A 13,381-nucleotide genomic window follows, 5' to 3' on the forward strand; every position below is an offset into this window, starting at 1 on the left:
GGCGCGACGGCATCGACTTCTTGCGGCCCCTCGATCGATACCGGCAGCAGCACGGGCGTTGACGGCTCCGGGGTTTGCCCTGCCGAGTTGCGCCGCGCGCGGCGCCACGTGAACAGAAGATTCGCGTTGATGCCGGCGTCCAGCGCGATTGCCGACACAGACGCGCCAGGCAGCAGGCTTCGCTCAACCAACTCGCGCTTCAGTTCCGGGCTGTGTTCGCGCCGACCACGGGCGCCTCGAGTGACTCGATCGTTCATGATGTGCATTACCGCTCTGAACTGACCCCCAAAACCTGGACGAATCTAGGGAAATGGGATGATCAGGTACACAGACAAACAGAAGCTCGACGCAGTCAAGGCCTATAGGAAGGGAAGTGGCGGCTTGCTCGCGACGGCAGCAGCCCAGGGCGTGAACGTGGCGTCGTTGCGCAAATGGGTCGCTGGCTACGACTCTCTTGGCGATGCGGGAGTAGTAACGAAGAGGCGCAGCAACTACGATCCTGGATTCAAGCTGGAGGTCCTCCGACGAATGAGCGAAGAAGGGCTTTCGTGCAACCAGGCAGCGGCGCTCTTCAACGTCAGGCGTCGCAACCAGGTGACAGAATGGTTGCGGCTGTACTCCGTCCATGGTGAATCAGCATTGCGACCTGGCTGGAAGGAAGAGCAGACGAAGATGAAGAAGACGCCGCGCCAGCGCGACGACGAAGAGGGACCAGCTGACGATCAGCGCAGCCGGGAAGAACTGCTGCGCGATGTCCAGCAGCTCCGCATGGAGAATGCCTACCTAAAAAAAGCGCAGGCCTTGGTTCGAGTCAAGAGACGCTCAGTGCCCGTGAAAGGACGATGATCGTGATCGAGCTGAGGCCCCATTTCCCGCTCTCCGGTCTGCTGAGGACTGCTGGTTTGCCACGCAGTAGTTTCTACTATCAACAGAGCGCTCTCAAGACCATCGACAAGCACTGCAATCTGAAGGCCAAGATCCGCGAGATCTTCGACTGGCACAGGGGCAGGTACGGCTATCGCCGCGTGACCGCTGAGTTGAAACGGACCGGCTGGGCCGTCAACCATAAGACCGTTCAAAAGCTGATGATCGCGATGCAGCTGAAGTCGCTGGTTCGGCCCAAGCGTTACAAGGCCTTCGCGGGGGCGGTCTGCGAGACGGCACCCAACCATCTGCAGCGTGATTTCACGGCTGACCAGCCGAACGAGAAGTGGGTGACGGATGTGACAGAGTTCAAGGTCAACAATAGAAAGCTCTACCTCTCGCCCGTGATGGACCTGTACAACCGTGAGATCGTCTCGTATGAGATCGCGGAGCGCCCGCTGCCGTCCATGATCGAGAGGATGCTTACGAAGGCTTTTGGCCGACTTAGCTCCAGCGAAACGCCGATGCTGCATTCAGATCAGGGATGGCAGTACCGCATGCCTGCGTTCCGAAAGCGTCTACAGGAAAACAAGTTGGTGCAGAGCATGTCGCGCAAAGCCAACTGCCTCGACAATGCGGCCATGGAAAGTTTCTTCGGCACGCTGAAGTGCGAACTCTTCTATGTCAATGAGTTCGAGAACGTCGAAACCTTAAAAGGCGCGATTCATGAATACATCCACTACTACAACGTGGATCGGATCAAGCTGGGGCTAGGGGGACTGAGCCCCGTCGAGTACAGAATGAAGGGCGCCGCGGCGCTCGGATGACGTCAACAGTGTCCAAGGGTTGGGGGTCGGTTCAGCTCTTTAATGCACACCATCGCAGGTGCGCTCGATCAGACGATCGTGCTCACCGGTCGGCGTTCTGAACAGAGGGCCTCGGGGCACCGCTTACGCAGATCGAGGCTGCCGTCGTTGATCTGGCCCTGGAGTTGCCCGCTTACGGCCAGGTGCGCATTGCCAACGAGGTCCGCAAACGCCATGCTCTGGCGGTATCACCCCAGGGGGTGCGCAGCATCTGGCTGCGCCACGATCTGGAAACCATGACCAAGCGGCTGAAGGCGCTGGAGGCGAAGTCCGCCCAGGAAGGCCTGGTCCTGACCGAATCGCAACTGGCCGCGCTGGAGCGTGCCAAGCTCGACAAGGAGTCGCAGGGCGAGTTCGAGTCCGAGTGTCCCGGCTACTGCGGTGCCCGGGACACCTTCTACGTCGGCACCCTCAAGGGCGTGGGGCGCGTGTACCAGCAGATCTTCGTCGATACCTACAGCAAGGTCGCCTTCGCCAAGCTGTATGATCGCAAGACACCGCTGCCCGCAGCAGACCTGCTCAACGACCGAGTCGTGCCGTTCTTCGACCAGCACGCCATCCGGCTGCTGCGCGTGCTCACCGACCGCGGCACCGAGTACTGCGGCAACCCGCAGCATCACGAGTACGAGCTGTACCTGGCGCTCGAGGACATCGACCACACCCGCACGCGGGCGAAGTCGCCCCAGACCAACGGCATCGTCGAGCGCCTGCACAAGACCATGGCTCACATGCTCAACGAGTTCTACCGCATCGCATTCCGCAAGAAGATCTACGACACCATCGATGCCCTGCAGACCGACCTCGACGCCTGGCTTGACCACTACAACAACCAGCGCGAGCATCAATGTCGATGGTGCTATGGCAAGACACCCATGCGCACCTTCCTCGACTCCCTCAACTTGGCCAAGGAGAAACTCATCGCCTACCACTGATCACACATCGTCAAATCCGACCATGTGTCAGATCATGTCCCGGCTAATACAAGTGATGGTTCTTCGCGCCTGTGGGGACGCATCGCGTTGCAGGTCGTAGCGTGTGAACCGACACGCTGACCCATCGGACAGCCGGCTGGCTCCGGGCTCTGGCGTCAGCTTGCCATCCGCACTAGAATGAAATCGCCTTCCCGAGTGCGCCTGCTGGCGACCTCGACTCATACCTGAAGCGGTCGCAACGACCGCACCCTGTGCACTCCACACGAGTTGCGCCAAGTCAGTCCCCCCAACCCGCTGCCCCTCTCGCACTTTTCGTGCGCCGCCTTGTTGCGCGTGCGCCTGTGCGCGAGCGGGCTGTTTCCGATTCGGAAAGGACAGCCATGGACACCTTGCATCACACGCCCACCTGGGGCGAGAAGGGCGTCACGTACGCCCGCCTTGTCGCGACCGGTGAAACCCGTTCGCTGGAGTGCATGAAGCGCGATCTCGCCAACGCGATGGCGATGGCGGAGGCCTACGCGGCCATCCGCGACGCCTTGCCGCCGAACCTGCAGCTGCAAAGTGGTCGCATCTACCGTGACGAGCTGGACAAGCAGGGCTACTGAATCCGGCCGGTCACGGCCTGCATCCCAACACCTTCACCCATGAACTCAACCCAAATCCCGGAAGAGGGCGCCTCCGCGCCTTCTTTCAAGTCGTCAACCCCGAACGCGACTCAATCGTCCAGACGCATTCGCGAGCATCAGATATACAGCCGCTGGCTGCATAAACGAGGCGACAACTGTCTTGACGCGCGCCGACTACATCAACAACTTCAACGGCAAGATCAGGGACGAATGCCTGAACGGGCAACGGTCCGAGACGCTTGCGCAGGCCCACCAGGAGATCAGCCGCTGCAACGAGCCGCGCCGGCGCAGCTCCCTACATCCAGCCAAATTTCGCCGCCGACTTGACGTCAGTAGCCAAGATCAGCTAGACGCTTGCATTGGCGCTTGTCGAACGGCACAACATACTCAGTAGCCGTGCCCTTATCGATCAGCTCGGCCTCGAGTCCCACACGAGCCGGAACTGGCTGCTTACGCGCAATCCGATCAATCATCTCGACAGCCAAGCAGCCCATGGTGAACCCCGAGAACGCACCGGAGGCCAGCATACGGCCGTCGAGCACAGCCTTGGCTCCCTCGATGGTTCCATCCATGCCAACGATCGCCGCGCGCTTCCGGCCAGCAGCGTCCATTGCTTCGCCCGCGGCTAACGCCATCACATCGGCTGCAGCAATCACCCCGTCGATCTGGGGGTGGGTCTGCATCAGATTCTCCATAACCTGGAGCGCCTGTAGCCGTTGATAGTTCGCCGGCTGAACGGCAAGGACTCGGATGTCCGGAAACGCCTTCAACGCATCGAGTGCTCCTGATGTGCGGGCGTCACTGGTGGATGAACCCTTCACACCTTCGATAATCACAACACCCCCCTTTCCGCCAATCGATTGCGCAAGATGACGGGCGACCATTGCACCCAGCTTGCGATTGTCGAAGACGACCACGCCGTTGAAATTGCCCTCCCCTTCGTCGATGTAATTCACGACCGGGATGTTTGCGGCTCGAGCCTTGTCGATGGCTCCTTTGAATCCTTTCACATCTACGGGAACAAACACAATACCTCTCGGCTTCCGAACAATCGCATCTTCCATCTGTGCCACTTGTTCCTGAAGGTTGTTGGGCTTCGTCGGGGCGAAATGGATCGTCTTGAGGCCCAATCGCTTCGCGCTCGCGTCTGCACCTGCACGAGCACCCTCAAAGAAGGGATCGACCTTGTTCTTGGTAAATACCGCCACCTCATCGTCCGCAGCAAATGCGAGCGCTGCAGACTGGGCTAGAGCCGAGAGCAAAAGTGCGCGAAGAAGATTTTTCATATTGTTGTGTCCTTTGGTTAAAGATACTTAGAGAAAACGACTCTTATCGACTGCAGCAACGGAGTTTTTCGGCCGACGCCGTCACGGCATGATGGGATAGGCGTGCGTTACATAGGTGGCTCGACCGTGGGTAAATCTAATGATGAACATGAGACAACATTTGAACTGCGGGGACAGCTTTAGCCCTTACGGAGCTTCAATGCGGTATCCGCAAGCATCGCAAGCACTAGCACGACTCCAGTGACGAACGGCTGCCACTCCGTCTTCACTGCCAATAAATTCATTCCGTTCAGAATAAGCGTCAGCAGGAGCGCCCCCAGAAGCGTGTTGGAAAGACCGCCCGAGCCGCCGGACAACGAAGTTCCCCCAACAAGAATCGCCGCGATAGCTGGGAGCAGTAGGGCGTCGCCCATACCAGGATCCGCCGAGTTGACCCGGCCAACGAAAATCAGCGCCGCCAGTCCGGCCGTCAATCCGCTAAGTACATATGCACCGACAAGGTTTCGCGCAACCGGAACGCCCGAAAGAAACGCCGCCTGCCGATTGGCGCCCATAAAGAAAAGTTGACGTCCGAGGGTGGCGCTATGGAGGAGCATGCCGCCCGCCAGCAAGGTTGCCAGCATGATCACAACCGGTACCGGAACCCCGAACAGGAATCCCGTACCGACGGCTCGGAAACCCGGTGGCATTCCAAAGATCGGCGAGCCGTGGGTCAGGTAAAGGGCAATGCCATTCACGATCCAAAGCATGCCGTATGTGGCAAGGAAAGCGGGAAGTCGCAGCCAGGTCACCAAGAGACCGTTCACCAGTCCGACAGCACTGCCAACCGCAAGGCCCGTGGCAAGGGCCAAGGCGGGCGAGTTTGTTGCTTGCACTACCCATGCCGCGCACACGCCGGAGAGGGTCAGATTTGCTCCGATGGACAGGTCGATGCCTCCGGCCAGCATGACCACCGTCGCGCCGGAAGCAATGATGAACAGTAGGCTGGCTTGCCGCAGCACATTGGATAAGTTGGAAAGGCTAAGAAAGCTCTCGGCGATCACACTGAGTGCCAAACACAACACAACCATGAGGGCAATCCTGAGAAGGAGTCCGTAGGTATCGGCATTCAATCGATAAGAAGGCCTCGGTTGCAGATCCCCTGCCGCCGCCGCATTTGAAATTGTCGTCATTCCTAAGCTCCTTTTCGATTGGCGCCAAGCCACACCACGACCAACACCAATGCGCCAATCGCGATGAGCTGCAACGCGGTGTCGATTCCCATCAGGTTCAGGCCATTTCGCAAGATGCCAATGGCCAGCACGCCCAGAACAGACCCAAAGAGCCATCCTCTTCCGTTTTCCAGCTGCGTGCCACCCAAGACAACGGCGGCAATCGCATCGAACTCCATGCCAATGGCGATGGTTGGGTGCCCGGCGTTCGTTCGTGCGATCAGGCAAAGCGCGGCGAAGCCAGCCGTAGCACCAGCAAGTGCGTAGATCCCAAAAAGATACAGTCGCGCTCGCACGCCCGAGGTCACCAGCGCGTTCCGATTCCCGCCCAGCGCGATCGCGTACCGACCGAGCACTGTGTGGTAGGTCAGTACGTGGAACAGGCCGTACGCCGCAATGGCAACGGCAATGAGAACGGGCAGGCCCCAGATCGTCGCTGCATAGAACGCCTCTATTCCAGGTCCGAGGTCTGACACCGCGTTGCCGTCAGTGACCGCTAGCGCCAGACCTTGAGCTATCCCGAAGCTGCCCAACGTGACGACAAACGGAGGCATATGGAGTACTGCCACGCAGAACCCATTCAAGGCCCCAAAGACCAAGCCTACGGCACAAGCGCCCAAACACGCAAATGCAATGGAATGTCCAGCGACCAACTGCAACGCCAGTACGACGCCGCAAAGGCTCAATACCGCACCCATCGACAGATCGAGCCCTTCCGTGAAGATGATCAAGCTCATAGGCAACGCCAGCAGCAGCAGGATTGCAGTCTGCAAACCGATGTTGGTGAGATTTCCTGCAGACATGAAGTTTGGAACGGTCATTCCGAACAGCGGGACCATAACCAGAATGACGGCAAGAGCCCCCGCCCCCTTGCGCCATTGATGTGCCCCTCCCTTACGAGGCTCACCCGTTGCAATCTGAGCATTAATCATGATCCACCGCCAATTTCAGAATTTCCTGCTCGTTGATACGCTCAGCTTTGAGCTCGCCACTCAAGGTGCGCGCCCGCATCACATACACGCGATCACAAACGCCGACGATCTCGGGTAGCTCTGAGCTGATCATCAGCACCGCGTTTCCCTCGGCTACGAACGCATCCATCAGCCGGAATATCTCCGCCTTGGCACCGACGTCGATGCCGCGCGTGGGCTCGTCGAAGATCAGGAGCTTGCAACCGATCGGAAGCCATTTGCCAATGACAATCTTCTGCTGGTTGCCCCCGCTCAAGCTGAGCACCGGTCGACGTGCGTCCGGAGTCTTGATGGCCAGTCGGTCGATCACCTGGGCTGCCAGCTGGAATGCTGCGCGGCGGGAATACACACCGCGCGCAAAGCTCTTCCACAGGCTCGCTATTCCTATGTTCTCGAGGATGGGGAGCGCGATAGCCAATCCCTGTTCCTTGCGACTCTCAGGAATCAAACCCACCCCGAGCCTGACGGCGTCTGCCGGCCCGCCCTCAAATGGCGCACCAAAGAGGCTGACCGTTCCAACAGAGCGCCGATCGGCACCAAAGATGGCTCTTGCGACTTCGGTGCGACCCGCGCCGACAAGGCCAGCCAACCCCACGATCTCTCCTGCGCGCACGGTAAGGTCGATTCCGAATATTCCGCTTGGAGCACTGAGGCCGCGAACCTCCAGCAACGGCTCGGTATTCATTTCCTGGCGATTTCTCTTGTAGACCGATGCAACCTGCCTTCCCACCATGAGCCTGATTAACTCATCCGGTGTAGCTTCCTGCGGAAGCAGCGTATTCACCTTCTGTCCGTCGCGCATCACCGTGATGCGATCGGCCAACGCGAACACCTCCCGCATGCGATGGGAGATGAAGATGATTGCAACGCCCTCGCTCTTGAGCTGAGCAATGATTTGATAAAGGTGCTGACACTCTCGATCGGAGATCGATGCTGTTGGCTCGTCCATGATCAGGATTCGCGCACGCTGTGAGAGTGCTTTGGCGATTTCAATGAGTTGCTGCTGTGCAGTACTGAGCGTGCCAACCTCCGCGTTGATGTCACCAGCGAAGCCGATTGCATCGAGGAACTGCTTTGCGTCTCGCCGTAGCGCGTTTCTGTCGATGAAGGGGGTTCCAAGCCGGAGAGGCTCGCGACCCAGATAGATGTTGTCGGCAACGCTCAAGTGCGGAACAAGTGCGAGTTCTTGGTGGATGACTGCGATACCATGTGCCTGTGATGTTGAGGGACTAGGAAGCCTCACCGGACCGGACTTGAGCCGTATCTCGCCGCTATCCGGTACATGCATGCCCGCAAGGACCTTGATCAGGGTGGATTTTCCGGCGCCGTTCTCCCCAAGGATCACGTGAACTTCGCCCGCATAGGCGTCAAAGTCGACGCTCTTCAGCGCTCGGACTCCCCCGAAGGATTTCGAGATGCCGCGAAGACTCAGGGTCGGTGCTAGCGGTACGTCCCGCGCGACCTTCGCTGAAACCTTGTCCGTTGTATCGCTCGCAACTAGCGCCTCATCAGTTTCCATCACGTCCTTCTCCAATCCATTCATCTCTACGACCGGTCGGCTGCATTCATCCAAGCCTCAGCGAACAGCCACCCAACATCTCTTTCTAACTCTGCGTTACCAATCTTCTTCGAACTCAACGATCTTCGCGTCTACGCTTGCAACAAGCATGCCCATAGGCATAGTTGCTAGAGATCGTCTTGGGCAAAGGCACAACCGAACCTGAGCCAGAATTCGTACCTCTAATTTCTGCGCAGCCCGTCCGGCCTTCTACAGACTTCGAGAACGTGCTTTGCTTCGAGTCGCATGCACATACCTCAGGGACAGGGCGCAAAGCGAAGGATCCGATAATGGCCCGTTCAGTGCGCCAAGTGACAGCCGCCTCGTAGGCGACATCCGTCCATCCCAGCGGATGAACGGAGTCCGATTTGAATCCCGAGGGCTGCACGGCCAACAATGCAAATCCTCGACTGGCTCGAGCGGCGCCGATCACTGTGGCTCCGTGCCAGGTGGCGATCTGAGCAGCCGTGTGGATACGCGCGCATCACGTAGGGGACATAGACCCAAAATCGCTCTCGCCTCTTCGGGAGAGGCGATTTCGCCGCCCAAGTCCTCTACGATGCGACGTGCCTTCTGGACCAGTAGCCCGCTGGAAGCCGCGGGAACACGGGGGCGGAGGTGAATCGCGTCATCGATGCCAACCCGCGCATGACCACCCGACAGATAGGAAAGTGCGACGGACTCAAATGATGAACGCCCCATACCGATAGCGGTGAAATGAGAGTCCGACGGAAGTAGATTGCGCGCATGAATGATAGTTTCCGGAGAGGACTGAAAGCCGCGCTTCATCCCCATCACAACCAAGCACACTACGGGGCCCGCCAATGTGCCATCGGCAAGAAGTTCATGGAGCAGCGCAATGTCCCCGGCATCGAAAATCTCGATCTCAGGCTTAACGCCAGCCTCTCTGACCACCCTGGCCATCCGGCGGGCGTTCGCTGGGGCATTGACCGCCACATCGCCAGCCGCGCCCCTCGTGCTGAAGCCAACGGTACAGATGTCCGGACGAATCCCCGCGATATCTTCAATCTGCAGTTCATGGAAACCCAGACGCGCCGCTGGGACAACGACCTTTTTGTGGTGCTGTTGCGTAACGAAGCGGACGGCGGGTTCAACTGTGAGATTTATGATCAGGTCCGGAGAATCTCGGCGGATACGTTCGACCACTTCGTGATACAGCCCCAGATTCGTGCATGGCTCTCCGGTGCTCGGATCTCGCAACTGAAGATGCACCACACTTGCGCCTACCGAAGCGGCTTCCCATGAGGCATCGGCAATCTGTGCGGGGGTGACGGGCAGAAAAGGCATCCTCTTCTTTGTGGCCAGAGTGCCCGTGACGGTGCAGGTGATGATTGTTCTTGGAACTGGTGTGCGCACGCCTTGCTCCATAATTAAATGTGCGCGGCCCGGCACCCCGGACACGAGGTCGCCAACATGACATTGCGTCGGAATTGAGCAGCGAGCGGTCTTACGGAGCGAAACAAGGCGCTTCCGGTCGCGTCGGTTTTGAACTTCTTTCGCAGCTTCATTTTCGCGCTGGCTTCGTCCTGATCTTCGTAGCGGCGAAGCCGCGAGGCTTGCCAGAAATCAACCTCGATCCACCCCCAGAGTGGTCTCTCAGGCTGGCATGTCCTTCTTCCCACAAACACCGCAGAGATAGGCGTCTCCGAGCACAAGACGCCTGCGTCTTGGTTGTCTCCGCTCAACGCAACTGCCAATAGGGGCAGAGCAGCCCAAGGGAGTTCGAGCTGACCTTCCGTCGCTGTCGTTGAGCAGATACACCAACAACGTCGACAGACCCAATGCATGCACGAGAAGAAGTCCTTCTTTTCTGCGACTTGCCAACTTGGTTGAGAAACGAGTCTCCCGCCTCGAACCCTTTCTCGGGGAGTCGCACCTCTTGTGCATGCGTCGCAAGTACTCAACTAATGCGGCCATCGCCGTCCGGAGCCGGGCCCAGAGTTCTGCACTACCTCCAGTACTGGCGAGGTCACCATGTCTTGACTCGTGATTAACATCGCCTGCCCTCGATCCTGCGATGCAAACGTTTGCATCCTTGTGAGAATGGTAGTCGGCGTTTTGGCGTATGTCAAAGTTTTTTTCGGTCCAACGATGCGATCGAGTCTAGACAGGCAGGTCGTGTGCCGAGTCTATGAAGGCAGACACGTCACCTCTTGGCTTCATTATCGGCAGGCTGCAAGATTAGTGGCGCAAGGTGCTTTCGTCGGGGCCGCGCGACACCACCGATCCAATTGCGACCCATCTTCGAATGGGCGCAGTGACCGTCAGGCGCACCGATACGGCGCTCGGCACTTTTTTCGGAGGCTGTCGGCACGGATCGGCAAGGTCCAACGCCGTGACAGCGATCGCTCGCAAGCCGGCCATTCACTTCGTTAACAAGATGCGATTCGGCGGCGGCTACCGCGACCCAGGCGCTGACCACTAAGAGGCCGCGGATCGTGAACTTCGGCAATGCACGCGCGAGTTCGGGTCCCAGCTGGAGAAGATCGAGTGTCTTTCTTATGGGGCTACGACCTAGTTCGCCGGTCGCAGCGACGCGACGTCAACGAGGTCTTAAGACTCGTGGTAGGCGCATCACGCCGACATTTCCTAGTGCGCAGGATGTATCAGATCATCGGGGACGTCTGCTAAGTCAATCGTCGCTTCGAAGCCGACGCCCCAATCGGCTGTGGGTTGCCGGCATGACCTGTTGTGCGGATGTGGATCGGCTACCGGTCTGGCGGTGATGGCAATCGATGTCTTGAGTCGCGGCGTGGTGGGCTGGTCCATGCGAGAGCGCATGACCATTAACCCGATGCTCTCTGCTTTGAACATGCCGCTTGCCCGACGTCAGCGCTGATACTGTCATCCGGCATAGCGATCAGGGTTGTCAATACGCCAGCGTGGCTTTCGGCGGGGCTGCTGCGCCGGATGGGCGTTGCCCCTCGTTGGGGACAGTGGACGATGCCTACGACGACGCGATGGCCGGGAGCCTCTTTGTCAGTCTGCAGGCCGAGCTCTTAACAGGCCGCTGAAGTACCAGGCGCGCGGCAGCCATCCGGCGTCCTGAAGCGGGCGGTTGCGGGATTTCGAAGATTCAGGCTCGCTGCCGTCGCCGTTATCCCGCTTCGAGGACGCTTCTTTGGCGCTCGCTGACCCTCTACAGGGCCACCGGACGGACTTCTGCCAAGGTCCGCATGCGCACGAGGTTGTAGGCGGCCGTCGTCAGCACGAACAACTGGTCGACCTTTTTGATGCCGCGCACCATCCCCTGCCGGATCGGGCCGACGAACTTGGCCCAGCCGAAGCCCTGCTCGATGAGCTTTCGCTTGCGCTGCGAGATCGCATAGCCCTCGCTGCGGGCGATCTCGTCGGCCACCGCCGAACGACGCCCCGCTTTGTTCTGCGCGACGTGCGGCGTCACCTTCATGCAATGCAGCGCCTCGATGAACTCGGCCGCGTCATAGCCCTTGTCGGCGCCGAGCGTGACCTCGGTATCCGCACTCGCGGTGGCTTGGCGCGCGTCCATGATCATGACCTTGGCCGCTTCCCGTTCGGCAAAGCCGTCGGCCTGCGTGACCATCGCGTTGACGACCAGGCCGTGACGGTTGTCGGTGAGCGTGTGACCCATGTAGCGCAGTTCGCTGGCCGTCTTGCCCTTGCGGTACAGCTTCGAATCGGGATCCGTCGTCGACTCGTGCGTGTCGTTGCTGCGTCGCTGCCCCTTGAAGTCCCCGCCGCTGCCGGCATCGTCGTCGCCATCCTTGCGAACGAAGCTCTTGTGCCCGGCCCAGGCCTGAATCAGCGTGCCGTCGACGCTGAAGTGCTCACCAGACAACCAGTCCTTTTTCTCGGCCGTCTCCAGAACTTCGTTGAAGAAGGCGACCACCGCATCGTGCTCGATCAGACGCTGGCGATTCTTGCTGAACACCGTCGGCACCCCAAACCGCGTCGTCCATCGCCAGGCCGATGAACCAGCGAAACAACATGTTGTATTGCGTCTGCTCCATGAGCTGGCGCTCCGAGCGGATGCTGAACAGGATCTGCAGCAACATCGCGCGCAGCAACTTCTCCGGCGCGATGCTCGGGCGGCCGCCCTTGACGTCGGCCTCGTACATCCGAGAGAACAACTCGTCCATCTTGGCCAGCGCGTCGTTGACCATCACCCGGATGCGGCGCAGCGGATGGTCGGCAGGAACGAAGTCGTCCAGCCGTCTCATGGTGAACAAGCCTTCGGTGAATGTGTCCGGGCCGCGCATCGGAGCAGGTTTCGTGAGTCTGCAAAGACAACGCCTCAGGCCCACTTTCGGGGGACCTTCGAGTGAGGTATTTCAGCAGCCTGTTAAGCGTGTGGCGACGAGGCGAGTAGTGCACACAGGAAGAGCAATGCCGCCGGGTACTCCATTCTTAACCAGGCTCGAATGCGCCCTAGGGAAAACAAAACGCCTAGAAGAATGCATACGCCGATGTAAGCTGCCCATGCACGCCATGGGGGCACCCACATTGCCACAGCAACTGCCCATTCCAGCACGCCAACGGCCAACCGAAGGCTCGGTGGGTATCCCCACGCTCGAAACTCGGCTATCACGAAGGGAGGCCCCATCACATTGAGAATTCCGGCAAGCACAAAAGCTACAGAAACCACCAGCGCGACCCCATCACTCATGGACATTGCCAACCTACCTTCTAAAAAAACAAAAGATTTGGTCATCAGAATCGCAAGGCTGCGCTGCGTGCCTGAAACCATCAATGCTTGTCTTACCCCGCTCGGCCGCATAACCGTGCGCCTTCCAACACTCACCGCGCCCAAAAAGCTCTCCTACAGCATGATGGGCATGCTCCTCGGGCGAAGGCCGACATCGCCCTTGAATCAAGCATTTAGTACGACATCGCCCAATCCGCCTCGAAGGCGCTCGGCCATCAGTTTCGGTGCCTGGGGAAGACAGCCATCATCTCCAGTTCGACGCGCGCACCGGGCGTGGAAAGCTGATTGATGCACACAGTCGTACTCACCGGCGACCAAGTGCCGAAGTACTCCTTCATCACCTCGACCATCCCGTCCATATC

9 protein-coding genes and 2 pseudogenes are annotated in these 13,381 nt (G+C 59.2%); 3 read left to right on the plus strand and 8 right to left on the minus strand.

What is annotated here, in order from left to right; translation table 11 throughout:
* The coding region (locus AC1DF3_RS35375) for a transposase (RefSeq protein WP_478142567.1) at positions 1-257 on the minus strand (257 nt) is incomplete at its 3' end.
* 58 nt (positions 258-315) lie between these two features.
* Between AC1DF3_RS35375 and AC1DF3_RS35380 the strand changes: the two genes are divergently transcribed.
* The 3 genes and pseudogenes from AC1DF3_RS35380 to AC1DF3_RS35390 all read left to right on the plus strand — a co-directional run bounded on the left by AC1DF3_RS35380 (position 316) and on the right by AC1DF3_RS35390 (position 3,267).
* Positions 316-1,691 (plus strand): IS3 family transposase gene (locus tag AC1DF3_RS35380; protein WP_478142568.1). Its coding sequence is split into 2 segments (ribosomal slippage): positions 316-804 and positions 807-1,691, totalling 1,374 coding nucleotides; the frame shifts between segments, so codons are not numbered across the junction.
* Between the two features lie 131 nt (positions 1,692-1,822).
* Positions 1,823-2,662, plus strand: a pseudogene (locus AC1DF3_RS35385) (integrase core domain-containing protein); the annotation flags it as partial.
* 380 nt (positions 2,663-3,042) lie between these two features.
* Positions 3,043-3,267: a hypothetical protein gene (locus tag AC1DF3_RS35390; protein WP_478142569.1), complete on the plus strand. Its 225-nt coding sequence runs from the start codon at positions 3,043-3,045 to the stop codon at positions 3,265-3,267.
* 350 nt (positions 3,268-3,617) lie between these two features.
* Here AC1DF3_RS35390 and AC1DF3_RS35395 read toward each other — a convergent pair whose 3' ends face one another.
* The 7 genes and pseudogenes from AC1DF3_RS35395 to AC1DF3_RS35425 all read right to left on the minus strand — a co-directional run bounded on the left by AC1DF3_RS35395 (position 3,618) and on the right by AC1DF3_RS35425 (position 13,091).
* Positions 3,618-4,574, minus strand: coding sequence for a sugar ABC transporter substrate-binding protein (locus AC1DF3_RS35395; RefSeq protein ID WP_478142570.1), 957 nt, complete (start codon positions 4,572-4,574; stop codon positions 3,618-3,620).
* Positions 4,575-4,753: 179 nt separating this feature from the next.
* On the minus strand, positions 4,754-5,746 hold the full coding sequence (locus tag AC1DF3_RS35400; protein WP_478142571.1) for an ABC transporter permease: 993 nt from the start codon (positions 5,744-5,746) through the stop codon (positions 4,754-4,756).
* Positions 5,747-5,748: 2 nt separating this feature from the next.
* Positions 5,749-6,717, minus strand: coding sequence for an ABC transporter permease (locus AC1DF3_RS35405; protein WP_478142572.1), 969 nt, complete (start codon positions 6,715-6,717; stop codon positions 5,749-5,751).
* Positions 6,710-8,290, minus strand: coding sequence for a sugar ABC transporter ATP-binding protein (locus tag AC1DF3_RS35410; protein WP_478142573.1), 1,581 nt, complete (start codon positions 8,288-8,290; stop codon positions 6,710-6,712). The genes AC1DF3_RS35405 and AC1DF3_RS35410 overlap by 8 nt, the downstream gene beginning before the upstream one ends.
* A 453-nt stretch (positions 8,291-8,743) precedes the next feature.
* Positions 8,744-9,703: a beta-keto acid cleavage family enzyme gene (locus AC1DF3_RS35415; RefSeq protein ID WP_478142574.1), complete on the minus strand. Its 960-nt coding sequence runs from the start codon at positions 9,701-9,703 to the stop codon at positions 8,744-8,746.
* Positions 9,704-11,474: 1,771 nt separating this feature from the next.
* Positions 11,475-12,573, minus strand: a pseudogene (locus tag AC1DF3_RS35420) (IS5 family transposase).
* Positions 12,574-12,656: 83 nt separating this feature from the next.
* The gene (locus tag AC1DF3_RS35425; RefSeq protein WP_478142575.1) at positions 12,657-13,091 is read right to left on the minus strand and encodes a DoxX family protein; all 435 of its coding nucleotides are present in this window, start codon (positions 13,089-13,091) and stop codon (positions 12,657-12,659) included.
* Positions 13,092-13,381: the final 290 nt, after the last annotated feature.

It is taken from the genome of Variovorax sp. 10N432 (assembly GCF_056394465.1).